At 45.5% G+C, this 17,294-nt stretch carries 13 protein-coding genes; 1 reads left to right on the plus strand and 12 read right to left on the minus strand.

Annotation, left to right across the window (positions count from 1 at the left end; translation table 11 throughout):
• Nucleotides 1-56: 56 nt before the first annotated feature.
• From DMO16_RS10345 to DMO16_RS10360, 4 genes are all read right to left on the minus strand, one after another.
• Nucleotides 57-515 (minus strand): GNAT family N-acetyltransferase, encoded by a 459-nt coding sequence (locus DMO16_RS10345; protein ID WP_129477278.1) that lies wholly within the window; start codon nt 513-515, stop codon nt 57-59.
• Nucleotides 516-618: 103 nt separating this feature from the next.
• On the minus strand, nt 619-1,062 hold the full coding sequence (locus tag DMO16_RS10350) for a hypothetical protein (RefSeq protein WP_206738088.1): 444 nt from the start codon (nt 1,060-1,062) through the stop codon (nt 619-621).
• Nucleotides 1,063-1,180: 118 nt separating this feature from the next.
• Nucleotides 1,181-2,038 carry a DUF1028 domain-containing protein gene (locus tag DMO16_RS10355; RefSeq protein ID WP_129477282.1) on the minus strand — a complete coding sequence of 286 codons (858 nt, stop codon included), beginning with the start codon at nt 2,036-2,038 and terminating at the stop codon, nt 1,181-1,183.
• 401 nt (nt 2,039-2,439) lie between these two features.
• Complete coding sequence (locus DMO16_RS10360) at nt 2,440-3,231, minus strand: SDR family oxidoreductase (RefSeq protein ID WP_129477284.1); 792 nt, start codon at nt 3,229-3,231, stop codon at nt 2,440-2,442.
• A 145-nt stretch (nt 3,232-3,376) separates the two neighbouring features.
• Here DMO16_RS10360 and DMO16_RS10365 point away from each other — a divergent pair, with 145 nt between their 5' ends.
• On the plus strand, nt 3,377-4,606 hold the full coding sequence (locus DMO16_RS10365) for a glucoamylase family protein (protein ID WP_129477286.1): 1,230 nt from the start codon (nt 3,377-3,379) through the stop codon (nt 4,604-4,606).
• Nucleotides 4,607-4,644: 38 nt separating this feature from the next.
• On the opposite strand, the gene DMO16_RS10370 is transcribed toward DMO16_RS10365, so the two are convergent.
• The 8 genes from DMO16_RS10370 to DMO16_RS10405 form a co-directional block, all read right to left on the minus strand.
• Complete coding sequence (locus DMO16_RS10370; RefSeq protein WP_129477288.1) at nt 4,645-5,646, minus strand: carbohydrate ABC transporter permease; 1,002 nt, start codon at nt 5,644-5,646, stop codon at nt 4,645-4,647.
• On the minus strand, nt 5,643-6,545 hold the full coding sequence (locus tag DMO16_RS10375; RefSeq protein ID WP_129477291.1) for a carbohydrate ABC transporter permease: 903 nt from the start codon (nt 6,543-6,545) through the stop codon (nt 5,643-5,645). Before DMO16_RS10375 ends, DMO16_RS10370 begins: the two co-directional genes overlap by 4 nt.
• Nucleotides 6,542-8,869: a DUF5696 domain-containing protein gene (locus tag DMO16_RS10380; protein WP_129477293.1), complete on the minus strand. Its 2,328-nt coding sequence runs from the start codon at nt 8,867-8,869 to the stop codon at nt 6,542-6,544. Before DMO16_RS10380 ends, DMO16_RS10375 begins: the two co-directional genes overlap by 4 nt.
• Nucleotides 8,862-10,916 carry a YIP1 family protein gene (locus DMO16_RS10385; protein WP_129477295.1) on the minus strand — a complete coding sequence of 685 codons (2,055 nt, stop codon included), beginning with the start codon at nt 10,914-10,916 and terminating at the stop codon, nt 8,862-8,864. Before DMO16_RS10385 ends, DMO16_RS10380 begins: the two co-directional genes overlap by 8 nt.
• Nucleotides 10,917-10,928: 12 nt before the next feature.
• Complete coding sequence (locus DMO16_RS10390) at nt 10,929-11,801, minus strand: carbohydrate ABC transporter permease (RefSeq protein ID WP_129477297.1); 873 nt, start codon at nt 11,799-11,801, stop codon at nt 10,929-10,931.
• 29 nt (nt 11,802-11,830) lie between these two features.
• Complete coding sequence (locus tag DMO16_RS10395) at nt 11,831-12,841, minus strand: carbohydrate ABC transporter permease (protein WP_241840530.1); 1,011 nt, start codon at nt 12,839-12,841, stop codon at nt 11,831-11,833.
• Nucleotides 12,842-12,851: 10 nt separating this feature from the next.
• Nucleotides 12,852-15,848: an extracellular solute-binding protein gene (locus DMO16_RS10400; protein ID WP_129477299.1), complete on the minus strand. Its 2,997-nt coding sequence runs from the start codon at nt 15,846-15,848 to the stop codon at nt 12,852-12,854.
• A 63-nt stretch (nt 15,849-15,911) separates the two neighbouring features.
• A complete protein-coding gene (locus DMO16_RS10405; RefSeq protein ID WP_164988897.1) occupies nt 15,912-17,258 on the minus strand; it encodes an ABC transporter substrate-binding protein in 1,347 nt (448 codons plus the stop codon).
• Nucleotides 17,259-17,294 lie beyond the last annotated feature (36 nt).

Genomic DNA, 17,294 nt, shown 5'->3' on the forward strand with positions numbered 1-17,294 from the left:
ATATCAATTGAATGCTCAATAAAAAATCAGCTTCCTGCGAAACTGATTTCAAAAGCTTATACCCGTTTTCGTCTGTAAACGATTTCTCCATCATACTCTTCTCCTGTCGGCACATAATCCAACTTCTCGTAAAGAGCTTTGGCAAGTTTATTTTCCCTGTTTACGGTTAACCGTGTTTCCATAGAATGTGGAAATTTCCTTTCAATCCAGGAAATCATTGCATTCAACGCTTGCTTTCCATATCCCTTTCCCTGCTGCTGTTCATCAATAAGAAAGCCATTAATCCAATACATGTTTTCTGTCTTTTGCACATACGCATGCATAATGAAGCCGACCATCCTGTCATTAACATAAATGGAGAAAGGCAGATATTCAACGTCATCACCGTCGGGTTTGATATACACTTTAGCCAGAGAGACTGCGACTGACGGTACCAGTTTTTCCTGCTCTTTCATCACCTTCAATCGTAATGCTTCTTCCCAATTATCACGATCGACTTTCCTGAGTTCCATCATCTAGTTTCCTCCTGCCAATCAGCTTGCAACTCTATTTCCTCACCAGGTTTGCACCTTCCTTTATAAAAACAAAAAAAACCGGCGTCAACCGGTTTTTTATTGATTATGCTGTTTTTCTGTATTTTCCTGAAATACCAATCGCAAAAGAGATAATGGTCGTAATGAGCAGCGCCTCAGTAATCGAGCTTAAAAGCGGACTAAAGGCCATCGCGCTGTAGATTTGAATGGAAATGCCAATCGGAACACCTAAAAATAAAACAGCGGAACCGAAAAGCGCATTTTTGGTCGTTGTCAGTGAAGTGCGGTGTGCCCAATCAAGAACACGCAGAGCTGTGATCCAAAAAATGCTGACAACCGCCCAGAAAAAAAGAAGAGCTGCAATAAAGGAATGGGACGACAAACCGAAAAGCACTTGCTCGGAATACAAATCGATATTCATAAATACTTTAATGGTTTGATACGCACCTACTCCAAACAGCAGTACAAGGTAAAACAAAGCAAACTCCATGCCTCTATGGTTCTGTAATCTCCGTTTCCATGAATGCATCATCTTTCCCCCAAAAAATGACTTATATGTTTATCGTCTTATCATACAAAAAACAATCTGAATTTTAAACCTGTTTTTTAAAAATTTTTGCAAAATAACGTTAATTGGTAAGATTGTACTACTTTTTAATCTTTTTATCTAATTTCATATACGTCAAAACTTCCGTATCAATCTTTCCTTTCTCCTGTTCCCTGTCTTCAAAGTTTTCTGTGTGGATATAGGCGGTGAGTGCTTTATACACCTTGCTGTCGTCAGCCGATGCGCCTTTCAGATAGTTTAACCTGAGCAGCTCCCTGCTGATTTCCTGCTTCACTTCTTCACTAATCTCTATAATATTTTCCGGCTTGGAAGGAGCAAAGTATAATTGGTGCAGCTTATAGATTCGTTTCAGTTCTTTAATGGGTTCTTGGTGATCTTCCACTCGCAAATCAATATAGCGGTCATTATATCCGCCATAGCCGCCCCGGTCTTTCACAACCAGCAAAGCGGCGGACTGCTGGCCTCTGCTGTCCCCGCCCGCTTCTTGTCCTGCCTGCAAGGCTGCAAGCAACCGTTCAGCAAGTGTTCCCTCCGCCTCAGAGAAAGTCTTCCCCATGGCTTCCACTGTTGCTGAACTAACCAGGATATTGCCCTGTGCCGCAAAATAAGGACCCGTTATTCCTCCCGCCCAGTCGTAACATTCTTTCCCGGTAAAGGTAGCACCATTTCCGTTGGCATCGATCAGGCCGACCTGGCGCATTTCCCGTTGCTCGTCCTTTTCGATCAACATCTTCAGCGTTGTCTCTGCTGACTTTCCTTGCTCCATCTCGTTCAGTGCCTGCGGCCCGTATGAGGTATTGGCATAGGACTGTGTGGCAACAGCCCCTACTCCTGCCTTTGCCCAGGGAACTACCGCACCCACCCCCAAAAATTTGGACTGCACCGCAATTCCCCATTCTTTTTCAATAGGATCAAAGCCTACAATTGAATATGTCATTACAAAATCTCTCCTGTCTTTTAATATGTAAGAATGCTAGATATTATGCTTTTCTGAACAAAGCTGTCTGAGACCAAATAATCTCTCGTCTTCTTCCACTGCCTTCATTTTTCTGATTTCTATTATGGTAAAGCCATTAAAAATTTCCTTAAGTTTCTCTTCAGTATATCCCTGGCCGCTCATTAAAGAACGTGAGCGGTACACTTCACAATCGGATAATTCAGAACCTCCTAAATGACCCCCAGGTGAAAAACAAACCTTCGCTTTGATCGTCTCCCTATTACAAAGTTTTTTTACTCCATCTAATTCTTCAAAATCATCTTAATTCCTCTTTTTTCCACATCATTCAGCAAAAAAGAAAGAGCCTCAAGGGCTCTTTCTTCCATAGAAAAAATTCTTGTCTACAGCAGGGTTTCTGCTCCGTCAATATAAACTTCTGTTCCTGAAATATGGCTGGACCGTTCGGACGCCAGAAACAGGGCGAGATCCGCTACTTGTTCAGGCTCACCAGCCTTATGTTCAAGCGGTTGATTTCCCTCCGGGTATTCGACAGGAATGCTGATTTCTTTTACATCATCTGTTGGATGGGTATTTTGCCCAATGTTCGTGGAGATAGCTCCCGGACAGATGGCATTGACCCGGATTTTATATCGGGCAAGTTCCAGCGCCGCCATTTTCATAAAAGCCACTTGTGCTGCTTTGGTAGAACTGTATGCCGACATCCCAAATCCTGAAAAACTTCGGTTTCCATTGATGGATGCCGTAATGACAATGCTTCCACCTTCTTTTTTTAAATGAGGAACCGCATGCTTAACCGTTAAAAAGGTACCCGTTAAATTGGTGGAAATGGTCGTGTTCCAGTCTTCCAGATTAAATTTCTCAATGGAGGAAAGAGTTCCATTGATTCCGGCATTGGCATACAGAACATCCAGCCTGCCCCATTCTTTTACCGCTTTTTCAATGCCTGCCTTCACCTGATCTTCGTTTGTAACATCCATTTCTGCAGCAATGGCTACCCCGCCGGACTCCCTGATTTCCTTTGCGGTTTCTTCCGCACGCTCTTTTTTGACGTCCAGGACGCAGACCTTCATCCCCTCTTTCGCAAATGCAATGCATGAGGCCTTTCCAATTCCCGATCCTCCTCCTGTGACAACAGCCACTTTGCCTTCTTCCTGGTTATAAACGGTTCCCATATGTATCTCCTCCTTTGGATTTATTACATATATACCCACTTATTCTGCACTTTTTATAAAATTTAGAAACTTTCTTATGTTACACTGGGTTTGAGGGTTGCATAGCTATTATTTGAAACGTTTCAACTGTTGAGGAGGATGAATAATGACACCACTTTCCAATGAAGAATTAATGGACCTTGAAAGCAAACATTCCTTCCTGTTTTTCTGGCAGGAGGCCAATAGCAACCCCGGAAGCCCTGGTTTCGGATTGATCCGCGACCGTGCGCCGGGTGATCCCGAAATGTGTTCTGTCGCTTCGGTCGGTTACGGATTAACAGCGCTTGTCATCGGAGCTGAGCGGCAGTGGATCACCACGGATGAAGCCCAGCGGCGTGCCGAGGGGACACTCGATACACTATTGCAGCACGCAGAAGAAGTGAACGGATTTTTCTATCACTTTCTTTCTATGGAAACGGGCAAACGGTATGATAATTCCGAGGTTTCAGTCATTGATACAGCCATTGCCGTGTGCGGGGCCATTACGGCCGGTGAATATTTTGGCGGAAAGTTGAAGGAAAAAGCACAACAGCTGTATGAACGTGTGAATTGGGAGTGGTACAGAAATCCGGAGACCAACCAGTTTTACATGGGCTATACACCTGAACGCGGCCATTGGGGCGCCTGGGACATGTATGCCGAGCAATTCATGATGTATTTTCTCGCGGCGGCTTCTCCTACACATCCGGCGGACTCTGAGATGTTTTACGATTTCCATCGCCAGGTCAGCACTTATGGCGATGTTCCTCTGTTCATTTATACTTGGACAGGCTCTCTGTTTACCTATCAATTTTCCCATGCCTGGTTTGATTTACAGAACAAGACGGACCGGGACGGCCTGGACTGGTGGGAGAACTCGGTTAAAGCCTCGCTTGCCCACCGTCAATACTGCATGGATGAATCGGAAACCTTCAAGACCTTCGGTCCCAAATCGTGGGGCCTGACGGCATGCGATGGCCCTTCCGGCTACAGAGGGGATTACGGAGCGCCACCTTCCGGACGGTCAGGAGCCAATGACCAGCATCATCCTGATGGGACCGTTCCTCCTGCAGGCGCTATCGGTTCCATTCCTTTTACGCCAAAAGAAAGCCTTGATGCGATGCAGCATTACTATAATCATGTTCCTGAGCTTTGGGGAGAATACGGCTTCAGGGATGCTTACAATCTGGATGTTTCTCTTCCCTGGTATGGCCGTGATGTCATCGGAATTGATAAAGGCATTTCCCTGCTCATGATCGAAAATCACCGGACGGGACTGGTCTGGAAATGGTTCATGAAAAATAAATTTGCCAAAAAAGGATTGGAACTGACCGGTTTCACCGAAAAACCCCTATAAAAAAATGCCTGCCAGGCACAAGCTGGCAGGCATTTTTCTTATTCTCCTGAAATTCCCGTTTTATCCGTTACTTCCACAAACCATCGCTGTGCAACAAAATACAGCACCAGAAGCGGTAGAATGACAAGCATGGTGCCCGCCAATTTAATGGATTCATTAATGTCCGTTTTCGCCGACGCCGCCTGGCTGCCGCCAAACATATTTTTGAAAGCATCGTTAAACTCCTGAAGCTTTAAGGGAAGCGTGGACATGGCATCGCCAAGATACAGGGACGCCATATATGTCTCATTCCAGTGCCAAACAAAGGAAAAGAGGAACACAACGACCATCGCCGGAACCGAGATGGGAAGCACGATTCGGAAAAAGATCGAGATTCTTCCAGCCCCGTCAATCTGTGCCGCCTCTTCCAGAGCCACTGGAATCGACTTAAAAAACTGGGTGTAGATCAGGATAAACAGCGTGCTTTTGATCCCCATCGCAAAAATGGCCGGAAGGATAAACGGCAGTGATGAACCGGTCATCCCATAGTTCTCAAACAAGAGATACAGGGGGATCATGACCACTTGCGACGGGATAATGAAGGTAATAATCATCAGTACAAACAATACCGGTTTTCCCGGAAAATTAAATTTCGCAAAGCCGTAACCGACAAGCGCACAAGAAATCGTTTGTGCCACCGCCGGCAGAGCGGCATTAAAAAGGGTGGTGCTCAGGGTTTTAGGAAAATCAAGGACCTGCCATGCCTGAATATAGTTATCCAGGTTAAACTCCCGCGGTATCCACATGACGGTCGGATCAAGCAAATCGTCCATGCTTTTAAAGCTCTGCGAAAGGATAAACAGGATAGGATATAAGTATACAAAGCCGATACAAATAAGCAGGTAATACGTGAAAAACTTAAAAATGAGCCCGTCATTCCCTTGTTTACCCAATAAGAGACGCCTGCCACGGAGAAGAAACGGATTTTTTCCGTACCTCCCTTTAGCAAGAACAGAGCCCGCAGGCGGTGTTATTTTTTCATGTTCTGCTATGGTTTTCATGAGACTGTCCCCCTTTTCGTACGCTGCTTCCGGTACCCAAGCTTACGCTCTCTCTCTCCTTCCTTATTTCGGAAAAAGAAAACAATAACCAAAAGGATCAGCAGGATCAGGGCCTGATAAATCCAGGAAAGCGCGGTTGCGTAACCAAACCCGGTTTCAATTTTGAACATATTCTCTTTAATCAGCTTGATGACGTCATTCACCGAGTTGGTAAACAAATCAACGGTGGTGTAGATCAGGTTGACGAGTATAAACGGTTTTAAGCCGGGCAATGTAATCTTCCAGAATGTTTCCCATGGTGAGGCTCCGTCGATTGCGGCCGCCTCGTATATGCTTCTGTTGATTTTCTGCAGTCCGGCCAGAAAAATCAGAATCTGTACACCCGAAAACCAGAGAATTAGGATGAACTTCTGGATCACCTCAATGATCGGATCCGCAAGTCCAGGGCCCAAAGAATCCTTGATCATGCTCACAATGCCATACTGTTCCACCATAGGAATGGTTCCTGCTCCCTGTGCAAACAGCTCAGTGATTACGGCACCGCTGGAGATCACGACAGGAAGGAAAAAGATAGCCCGGAACATCCCCTTCATTTTGATCGGTTGGTTGATCAATAGAGCTACAATCATGGAAAAGATGACAACAATTGGCACCATGATGATCACCGATTTGGTAAAGTTAAATACTTCATCCATAAAATAGGGATCCTTAAACAGAGCGTACTGATAGTTATCAAGTTTAATAAATTGCGACTTAATGCCATCCGGTGTGATGAATACCTTCTCAAAACTCATTTTCAAAGAAGAATAGATCGGATACGCCATGAAAAAAAGAAAGCCGATCAGCCAGGGAGAGATAAACAGCAATCCTGTCAGCGTATTTTTTCGTTGGTTGGTCATTGCCTGCTCCCCCTTTTTAATAAAAGAAAATCTCTTGCCGGAATGGAATGGCCAGCCACTTTTACTGCCTTGGATTGATAATTTACCAGAATGGCTGCTCCATTTGAATAGGTCACTTCAACCACTCCTGGCTGATAGACTTTACGGTTCTCAATAGTTTCTCCGGCTACCTCCCCAAGCGGCTCTTTCACTCGTTCATAAATTTCTTTTGCATCGTTCATCCAGTCCTTGTAATAGGAAGAGCCAATGGATTTTGACGGTCCTTTGCTTAATAGATGAGACGGTTGCTTTGTAAAATAAAACGAAGGATAGGCTCCTGATTCTACCATCTTTAAGATCGTTTCATTTTTATCAGCCGCAAAGTTCAGCGGTGAAGTAAAGTAATCGATATAGCCGTGAAGCACCATCTGCACAAAAGGAATGGTGTCTGTCGCATACATGTATTGCGAGGAATCCATTACTATGTTGTAGATTTTTGATGCATGCTTTAAGAGATAAGCGTTCGGCTGATACACAGCCAAATCTCCAAGTTGATTAGAAAGCTGGTCTGCCAGTTTCATATAATCGGATGCAGCTTTATCCCGCCCTGTGGGCTGCGACTTTTTGAAATCTGAGAACAGAATGGAACCCGTATTTTCCAGTGCTGCGCCGGCTGAAGGGATATTTTTTATTTCTTTTGTATCCTCCCTGGCGAGGCTGACTGCTTTATGTGGAGAAATGTAATATCGCTCCAAATCGATTTTTTCCTTTTCAAATGGATCGCTTCCAATCCGCTCAATCAACACCTGATTCGTGATCTTGCGTGATGCTTCCGTTTTCTCATTGAAATTATTGGCTCCATCATAGCCATACGTGTAATCGAGCTGAAGCGACAGCGCGATCCCCCGGTTCTTAAGCACATGGGCGAGATCGGTCAAACCGTTCTCACCGCCAAGCTGATCGGCAACGGGAAACCGTTCCGGGTTGCTGCCCGTAAGGCCACCATTGCCCCATCCACGTAAAAGCACATCCAGATTAGCAAGGCCATCCGCTTTTAATGTTTTCGTAATGTCATCAACATCCTGAAACTTCGTCATCTCCACATACTTGCGGCTGAACAAGCCTTTTTCCATTTCACCGCCAAGAAATTCAACATGGGCCGGCACATCTTTATTTGCAGATTTTGTTTTTCTCAGAATACCTTCATTCTCCAGGTAGCTTCGATAGGACTTGGCCATCCCTGTGTAAGATGCCTGATCTTTTTGAAGGAAATGGTACCTGATCTTCAGGTCTGTCTGAATTCTTGTTTTTTGGTAGGTGTTGTATCCGCCCATATTTTTGCTTGTTGGCTGAAAGTATGCGTTGCGGATGATAAACCGCGGGCTAATCCAGTTAAAGTTAGTGTTCAACCCTGCCGGATAGGCCACAATTTCTGAATTGTACTGGCCCTTTTCAACAATGCCGAGGAAGCCGTTCTGCCTTTCGCCATGAACCGCTCCAAAGACCGGCATGGTTACATTAATATCCCTGTTGTCCCCCATTTTTAGAGGATTTACGGAATAATCCTGACCGAAGATCCTGCCGACAAACGGTTCGTCATAGGAAACTGATGGCTTTTGGTAACGGATAAGAGCCCCGCTTCCATCCGGAATCATCATATAGCCGGGTAGATCATCAAGCCGGGTGCTTCCCATAAAAGGATAGACATAGAGATTAGCAAGCTTGTGATCTTTTTCGCTCCAGCTTTTTTCCGGAACGTTTACAACGAGCTCCTCACCCTCAATGCTTACTTGCACATCAAAGGACGTTTTTAATTTCTTAAGATTCACGGTAAACTGAAAGCCGTTTTTGATCGCTTTTTTGTTTACCACCTGGCCGTCAAGCGATGCTACGCTACCTCGATCGAGCCCTGCATTTTCGTTAAAATAATCGACCATCACCGGGGAACGGACAAGCATGCTCCAGTCCTCGTTCAACTGCTCTTTTTTCAGGGTTTCCTTTGCAGGATAAGAAGACCAAGCATATCCTGTTTTTTTATTTTTCACCATAATGCCCATCGTTTTGCTGTCAGCATAAAGTGCGAGGGAAGGCGTTTCTGCTTCTTTTTTGTACTCAGCCGGAATAGATTGGGATGTTACTTCCTTTTGTTTTTTGTCCGGCTGTGTGTAGCGGTTGGAACTCAGCTCAACGGCTGAGAGTTCCTCATGTTTTTTCAGTATCTCTTGCGGCGGCACATCCTTCGTTTTGGTAAAAAGCCCTGAAGCGCCTGTTATGCCGCTTGAAATCAACAGCAGTACTGCAAGCATCACACCAAACACTGCTTTTTTCATTGTGAATTTAAACACGGGCCTTCACCTCCGAAAGGATAGCATCTACAAAATCATACAGCTGGTTGGTCAAACCAAACATCATAAATCCGATCAACCCCAAAATCCCCATCCCCGCAAAGGTTAAAAGGATATTCTTCACGGTTTGTCCAAGCTCGAACCGGTGGATTTCCTTGACCATTAAAAACATGAGAAGAGCCGTCCAAACCATCATCCCGAACCGCGCAATATCATAAAGCACCGATTCCATTAACGTAAGTCCGTTGGAAACAATGGCAATCGGGATACCCAAAAAGATGTAGGGACTAAAGGCGTATGCTGTTCCAATATAAACGTCACGCAGTTTTCCTTTACCGTCATTGATAGTACTCACCAGGTAGTTGGCAATGATCCAGACGGCAATCGGGGCGAGAACTTTCCATCCTTCATTAAATATCCTGATATTGTCGGGATCTTTTGCACTGAATAAAAAATTGGTATAGAGAAGATCAATGAAATAGACAGTAACCAGTAAAATGTAAAGGATTGTCGCCATGAACACAGAGCCTTTGCCTTTTTGAATGAGCTCCCAATAGCCATCGATCGGATGCCTCATGATCCGGAAGGACTGCAAAAATTGTGAGATGTATATTTCCTTTTTTACGATCTGCCACTGGTTCATCACACGGGAGCCTAGTCCCTTTTTACGATACAATCGCCTCATCATAAAATAGGCGGCGAGAAGGACAGCACCGGCAATAATAAAAGATGAAGTATGCTCAAGCATCCATTTCCGCCGGATCTCCCAATAGGCAGTGGAGTAGCCTTCCATGTCCTTTGAGATGGAGAACCGTTGGAGTGCCTCTTCGTAGTTCCCTTTCTTCAAAGCCGCCATCCCCATTCCCTGGTGAGCCAGCCCGAACATGCTGTTGTACTTAAGAACTTCTTGCCAGTACCCTTCACTCTTTTCATAGTGGCCTTCCGAGTAAAAGGACATCGCTTTATGCACAAGATTCGCATAGGCGGTGGGCTGGAAAACCTGGATGGCCCCCCGCTGTTTATCAAGCACGAACACGCGTCCTTTTGAGTTCACCGCAATGCCTGAAGGGCTCTTTGTCAGACCAAGGCGCTGGTTCCCGCTGTCCTCTCCGCTGAACGTGAAAATCAGGTTGCCCTCTGAGTCGTATTCGTAAATATAGCCAAATTCGCCGTCAACCGTATAGATGTTCCCCATGAAATCCACGGTGACGTCTGACAGGCTTGTACTGCTCATTACCGATGGAATGAGGTTGGAGCCGGAGATGTTCAGCTTTTTGATACTTTCTGTTTTGGTTCCGGTGGTGCTTGTGTAAATCAGCCCTTCATCATCAATGGCAAGGTTGCTTGCAGAAGGAGGGCGCTTGCTTTCAAGTTTTTTCAGCTGTTCCTTTGTATACAGCACCTCCTGAATCTTTCGTTTCAAATCAAAGGAGGTCTGGTTGGCACCGAAATACCCAAGAAACTCTCCCTTCGGACTGAATTGTGCAAGCCCTTCGACGGATCCTTCAAGCACCGCATACAAGTTCCCCCGCTTATCCACAATGACCTTTTTCGGGACAAAGTTGGTGTCTTTGCCAAAGAGAACCGAATCGGGTTTTCCAAACTCGTTCACTTTTTTGCCGTGAGCGTCAAACTCAAACAGTTTCTGGCTCCCGTAATCGGCCACAAATACATGGCCGTTCTCCTTCACAAAAACCCCGGTGGGCTGGGTGAGCACCCCTTTCCCGATACTCTTGCTGTACTCGCCGTCAGGACTTAGTACGGCAATTCTGCCGTTGCCGGCATCCGCAACATAGATCCGGTCATGCCGGTCAATAAAGATGTCTTCCGGCTGTGAAAAAGGCTGAAGTTTTTCTTTTCCGACGCCTTCTGTATTTCCGATGGAAGCCAGTCCATTGATCATTCCGGTCGGCAGGTAGGCATCCTGCGTAATCATCCATTCACCGTCGGGATTGATCGTATACGTATCATAAGGTACAGAAGCTTCGGTTTTCCCCGGAAGCCAAAGGAGAAAAACAATGAAAATGAGTACCATTTTTTTAGCCACAGTCTTTCCCCCCTATTTCAGACCTGAATGGGCCATCGTATTGATTACTTTACTTTGCATGAAGATGAAGATAACGAGGTTCGGAATGAACATGATCAATCCTGCCGCCGCTGCCATCCCCTGGCCTGCCACGTTATTTTCGAGTTTTGAGGTCAGCGTGTTCATGTAAAAAGCAAAGGTTTTTAAGCTTTCATCGTTCATGAAAATAACAGAGGTTTCAATGTTGTTCCAGGCGAGCTGGAACGCAAGGATCGCCACTGTTGCAAGTGCCGGCTTGATCATTGGAAAAATAATCTTCCGGAACAGCACAAAATCGTTAGCACCGTCAATGGACGCCGCATCAAGAAGCGAATCGGGAATCTGATCCACAAATTGCTTGACGAGAAACACACTGACCGGCAAAGCGAGAAGCGGCAGGATGTGACCAAGAAACGTGTCGGTCAAGCCAAGCTTTTCAATAATAAAATACCTTGGAATCATGACGGCTGCCGGAACAAACATCATCGCAATGATGTTGGCTTCAAAAATAACCTTTTTCAACATAAAATCCTTTTTTGAAAGTGCGAAACCGGCCATCGCGCTTACAAGACAGGTTAACAGCACGACAGATCCTGTAATGATCACACTGTTAAACAAGTATCGCGTAATCGGCACCAGTGTCGTGGATGTTTGCGACATCAGATCAGTAAAGTTTTCCATCGTCGGTTTATGGACCAGGAAACGGGGCGGATACAGAAAGAGCTCATCCATTGGCTTAAGTGCCTGAGAAAACATGAAAATGATCGGCAAAATCATGAATATGCTCAGAGCCAGCAAAATGACGTAAAACTTCCACTGGCTGATATGAAATTTATCCGGGTTGATTTTTGTTGACTTAAATGACATCGGGCTCAGCTCCTTCATGTGGAAGTGGGTCAGTCTTTTTCACCGAATAACCTCCAGCACAGCTTAGAAAAAAGATAAACAATCAGCAAAAGGATTACTGAAACAGCTGAAGCATATCCCATTTCATAGCGGATAAATCCGTAATCGTCGATATGGTTAATGATCAGCTGGCCGGCATACTGCGGAGTGGGATTCGCTCCCGACAGCTGTACACCGATCACCCCCGCCTGCACGGTACCCACCACTGCCATAACAGCTCCAAACAGCATCTGCGGCTTCATGGAAGGAATGGTAATATAAAAAACTTCCTGCAGGCGGCTCCTGATTCCATCGATATAGGCTGCTTCGTAAAGTTCCTTATCCACGTTTAAAATACCGGCAAGCATCGCAAGAAATCCTACTCCCATGCTTCCCCATAACGACACAACCACCATAATCGGCATTAAATAGTCCGGTGACTGTGTCCATTGGATGGGCTCATAGATCAGGCCAAGCTTCAGAAGCATACTGTTTAAATAGCCTGCACTGTCTCCGCTGAAAATGATCAGCCAGACGACAGCCATCGCAATTCCTGCTGTCATCGACGGAGAGTAGATGACAAGGGTGAGGACTGTGCGCGATTTTTTCGGAATCTGCGCCAGCAGCCACGCGAGCCAGAACGACAGGGCATAGCCGATAGGTCCGACAATCAGTGAAAATTTGATCGTGTTGGGCAGCACATACATCATGAATACATTGTCCTGTGTCAGCAGATTCACGTAGTTCTGGAGACCGACAAACTTCGGCGCTTCCACTGTGTTAAAGTACGTAAATGACAGACCAATCGCAGCAATAACCGGGATGACAATGAAGAGGATAAAGAGAATCAGAAATGGACCGATAAAGATCATGGCACTTCCTTCATCCCTAAACTTTTTCTTCTGAAGAAACATGGTTTTCCGCCGGGTTTGCTGCTTTACTTCAGAGATTCCCGCCTTCTTTGGCAGAACAGCAGCATTGCTCTCCTCTTCTCTTTGCACAGACATTTCAGGTAAACTCATTCATGTCACCTCACTTCTCCTGGAATTTAGGCACCTTGATTTTCTTTACAACTTTTCCGTTTTTCAAATAGCCAAATTCCTCTTGCTTTTTCTTCATCTCGCGGTTGGAAAGAACAATGGCGTCCTCCAGTGCTTTTCTTGGGTTTTCCCCATCAAACACGATCGAGTTCCAGGCATTGCTGATTTCCCGTTCAAGCATGTAATCTCCCGGCACATGGGTGACATCCTTAAGCCATTTCCACTGCTCATTAATGACTTTTTTATCTTCATCCGGCCACGGAAGCCCTTTAAATGCCTCAAGGTTACTTGTGTTCCATTTATAGGAAGGTCCATAGTTCACTTCCATCTTTGTTCCATATTCCTGCTGAACATCCTGGGAGGTCCACCACTTCAAAAACTCCCACGCCTCGTCTTTTTGCTTGGTTTTTTTGAAGATGAGTGCGGATTGTCCGGTACCCGGCGCCCATCGCTGAATCTTGCCATGTTCATCACGCACACCAGGCTGAGGGGCAATCTTCCACCACCCGGCGAGTTCCGGAGCCGCTGAAGTCAGCTGAACATAGGTTTCATAATCCGAAATTCCGATCGGCAGATTCCCTTCACGGAAATGGTTGTAGAAATTGGGAACTTGCATGGACATGCTATAGATGGTGAACGCTTTGGTCATCAGTTCAAAGCCTTTCAATGCTTCATCCGTGCCAATGGCTGCCTTCATTCCATCTTTCGTGTAAAGTGATCCGCCAAACTGGTACAGATACGGTGTCGTCAGATGAAACGGCTTAAAGCCGCCTGCCTGTGACAGCGGAGTGTAAAAGTTCATGCCATACCGCTGGAGTTCCGGAAGCATGTTCAGGACTTGATCCCACGTTTGGGGAACCTTCATATGAAGCGCATCGAGAATATCTTTTCTGTAAAACATCACCCAGAAATTTTGGGTTTCCGGGATGGCATAAACCCCGTCATCAAAATAAAAGGGAAGCATGGCACCCGGTGAAAACCGTTTGTTTACCGTTTGGAAGTCGGGGAATTGCTTTAAGTCAAGCACTGCTCCCCGAAGGGCCATGTTGTATGGAAGCTGATTGCTCACACCCAGTGCAACATCCGGTGACTTGTTGGCGGCATTTGCCAAAATCAGCTTTTGCTCATCAGGCATAATTGAAAATGAGATTTTGATACCCGTTTTTTTTGTAAAATCCTGATCCGCCATCTGCTGCATCATGCTGACATATTGCTGTGGACGGTTGACCCAGACGATAAGCTTTTTCTCCTTTTTCTTTTCGGGTTGTGATGTGCGGTTAAATGAAAGGAAAAATTTCGAAACCTGGTTGCCAATCTTTGTTGCCCAGCCAGCTTCAGGATCCGGAAGTTCACCATTGGATATGTAGATTCTGTCCAGTTGCATTCGCTGGTTTGGAAGTTCTGCCAGCAGGTCACCAAGCTGCTGCGAGGCTGACCCTGATCCCTGATCAAGCATGCTTAATTTGTCTGGTACCTCATTCGGGTTCTTTGCCAGTTTTCTAAGCTGGTTAGCGGCCATCATCAAATTTCTGGCGGCATCCGGCTTGTTTCCGGAAATCTTTTGCAAATAAGTGTATTCATTGCTCAACTTGTCTGCATTGTCGGTTAATTTCTGTTTCAGATCTGGAATCTGTGTCGCAATCTCCCATTCACGGTTTCGGTCGACCGTGTTTCCAGTCGCCATTTTAATCCGCAGCGAAAGCTTTTTGATATCGTCCATTACCTTTCGGACCGACGTCACGGTCCGCTGGATCGGCCGCCCATTGACGATCAAGGAAAGAGTATGCTCTCCTTTATCTAAATGGATATTGTAGGGTTTCCCTTTACTGCCCAGGGTTTCATTGCTCCATGACTGGTTATAGGAAAACGGATAGGCCTCCAATTCTTGAAACGGGATCTTGCCATCTATAAGCACCGTTCGGAAAACCGGCATGTTTACTTTTTGATCCTGCAAGTATTTGAAGGACAGATGATATGTTCCAGCTTCTTTTACATTGATTTTCCACGTGACCTTTTGGCCACCCAGTTCAAAGGATTTGTCGCCGGGAGTACCCAGCGTATTCAGCAGGTCCTTCTTGACGCTATAAGGCTCAACATTGGCATCCGGCAAAGAAACGGGCTGAATATAGGGAACATTTTTATACGTAAAGCGTTCCGCTTCCAGAGTGATGGTTTTGGAAGGCTTTTTGTATGCTTCGTTGTCTGTTTCATAGTCTTTATAGGTTACAGGGGTTACAGGTGAGGAAATATGCATTTGGCCAAGCCGCATCGGTTCTCTCACGTACTCAAGACTTACGATGTTCTTGCCTTTTTTCAAATAAAAAAGCAGTGGTTTATCTTCGAAATAACTGGCATCCATGGCATAGATTTTTTGCCATTTTTTCACTTCTTTCAACTCATGGGGATATTCGTTCCCTTTTTCATCATGCGGGAATTTTCCGGAAGGGCTTTCCCATTTCCGGTCGAATACAATTCTTCTCGCCTCAAAAAATGGATACTTTCCGTTTACTTTTATGCCCCGCTCCACTGTATTCACATTTTCCTTAAGAGGCATATAATCGAAGGACAGCTGATACAAGCCCGATTCCGGCACCTCGACTGCAATCGAAAGTTCTTTCATCTGTTCATCAAACCGAACAGCTTTCTTTCCTTGCTTCATTTCCGTACGGCCTTTTGTCCCGGAAAGCCCGCTTAACGATATGTCCATCGTTTTTCCCGATGTGCTTTTCAGGCCAGCTTTCTTCCATTGGGCCAGCACGTCGCTATAGCTGCTCTCCACCATTTTTGAGATCAGGGATTCGTCCGCCTGTTTTCCGAATGAAGGTTTTTCATCTGTTTTCTTGTTCACTACGTTTGTTTTCTTTTTATCAAAGAGATTATTCAGAAGGCTTTTCGTATCATTTTTCTCGGCAAAGGTCTGGGCCGGGGACCATACGGTCTGAAAAATGAGCAGCAGGGCAGCAAGGCGAAGGACCCACTTACATTTCATGGCAAAAACTCCTTTATGAAGGTAAGGCCCCTTCTGCTAAGAGAAGGGAGCCCGGTACCTTGCCTATTTTGTAGCTTCATCCATCTTTTTCTTGGCGTCCTCGTATGCCTGGTTTGAACGCTTTTGCAGATCCTGGCTGATGTCTTCTGGCTTGATTTCGCCTTTAACAAACTTCTCATAGTTGTTGCCGACAATCTTGGTCATTACTTCCTGGTAACCCGGAAGCCACTTCCAGCCGTCCACAAATCCGTCAGGGATCATCGGAACAACATTTTTCATTCCGGCTGGTACTTCTTTGCTATTCAGGTATTTCTCCCATACACTCTTGTCGTTGATCAGCGGGAAACTGGTAATCGGCTTTTCCACTTCAATTCGGCTCTCCCAGCCTTCCTTGGAGTAGGTCATCCACTTCACAAGTTCAAACGCTGCCTCTTTATGCTTGGAAGACTTGGCCATTCCGATATAATCAGTTACAAGCGGAGTGCGCTGGCCTTTGTCTTTTGGCATCGGAAGGAAATCCCAGTCAAACTTTAATTCTTTGGACTGCCAGCCGAAATCAGAAGATCCGCCATAGCGCATTGCAGCTTTTCCGACATTCCATGAAGATTTGCCTTTTCCAAATTCCTTGTCCCGCTCTTCCTGTGGAAGAATTTCAGCAGAAACTTTATCCTTGGTGAGCATATCTGTAACAATTTTATTGGATTGAACAAATGCGGGTTTATCAAAGTTATATTTTTCGCCATCCCAGGTTAACCAGCCCTGTGAAGGATCAAGCTGGGGAATCAGTGTTTCACGCAAACCGCCGACTCCGTCAAAACCATATTGTTTCTCACTGACTTTTGTCAGCTTCACGGCTTTTTCCCGCATTTCATTAATAGTCCAGTCCGGCTTTGGAAGCTCAACATTCTCTTTTTTGAACAAATCCTTGTTCACAAAGATTCCGTTAGCATACAATCCTTGCGGAAGAGCATATTGTTTGCCGTTATACTCGGCGGTTTCCGTGAGATTTCCGAATACCTTGTCCTTGCTGTAGTCCTTGTCTTTCTTTAAATAAGGAGTAAGGTCTTCGAGCCAGCCGTTCGTTACGCTTGGTGGAACACTGAAAACAAAAAATACATCAGGAAGCTTGTTGGCTGCTGCCGCTGCTGCAAGCTTTTCATCCCAAGGCCAGGTAACGGCCTTGTTCATTTTTACTTCAATGTTTGGGTGCGCTTTCATAAAAGCATCGATGCGTCGTTTTTCAACTGCCGGATCTGCCCAGCTTGAATATGTGATGGTTACCTTCTTGCCGTCTTTTTCACTGTCTGCATCTGCCTGGTTCCCGCTTGATTTCTTTGAATCGGAACAACCCGCGAGCACAACGGATAAACAAAGTAGAACAGCCATTAACATTGCATACGTTTTTTTCATCTTAATCCCCCTCATTTTGTTTTCATTCACCTTCCA

It is taken from the genome of Fictibacillus sp. S7 (genome assembly GCF_004127935.1).
In the GTDB taxonomy this organism is placed as follows: Bacteria; Bacillota; Bacilli; order Bacillales; family Fictibacillaceae; genus Fictibacillus_C; species Fictibacillus_C enclensis.

Excerpts from the sequence above, each read along its gene's own strand:
- DMO16_RS10345 (WP_129477278.1), bottom strand. The coding sequence starts at position 515 with ATGATGGAACTCAGGAAAGTCGATCGTGATAATTGGGAAGAAGCATTA.
- DMO16_RS10350 (WP_206738088.1), bottom strand. The coding sequence starts at position 1,062 with ATGCATTCATGGAAACGGAGATTACAGAACCATAGAGGCATGGAGTTT.
- DMO16_RS10355 (WP_129477282.1), bottom strand. The coding sequence starts at position 2,038 with ATGACATATTCAATTGTAGGCTTTGATCCTATTGAAAAAGAATGGGGA.
- DMO16_RS10360 (WP_129477284.1), bottom strand. The coding sequence starts at position 3,231 with ATGGGAACCGTTTATAACCAGGAAGAAGGCAAAGTGGCTGTTGTCACA.
- DMO16_RS10365 (WP_129477286.1), top strand. The coding sequence starts at position 3,377 with ATGACACCACTTTCCAATGAAGAATTAATGGACCTTGAAAGCAAACAT.
- DMO16_RS10370 (WP_129477288.1), bottom strand. The coding sequence starts at position 5,646 with ATGAAAACCATAGCAGAACATGAAAAAATAACACCGCCTGCGGGCTCT.
- DMO16_RS10375 (WP_129477291.1), bottom strand. The coding sequence starts at position 6,545 with ATGACCAACCAACGAAAAAATACGCTGACAGGATTGCTGTTTATCTCT.
- DMO16_RS10390 (WP_129477297.1), bottom strand. The coding sequence starts at position 11,801 with ATGTCATTTAAGTCAACAAAAATCAACCCGGATAAATTTCATATCAGC.
- DMO16_RS10395 (WP_241840530.1), bottom strand. The coding sequence starts at position 12,841 with ATGAGTTTACCTGAAATGTCTGTGCAAAGAGAAGAGGAGAGCAATGCT.
- DMO16_RS10400 (WP_129477299.1), bottom strand. The coding sequence starts at position 15,848 with ATGAAATGTAAGTGGGTCCTTCGCCTTGCTGCCCTGCTGCTCATTTTT.
- DMO16_RS10405 (WP_164988897.1), bottom strand. The coding sequence starts at position 17,258 with ATGAAAAAAACGTATGCAATGTTAATGGCTGTTCTACTTTGTTTATCC.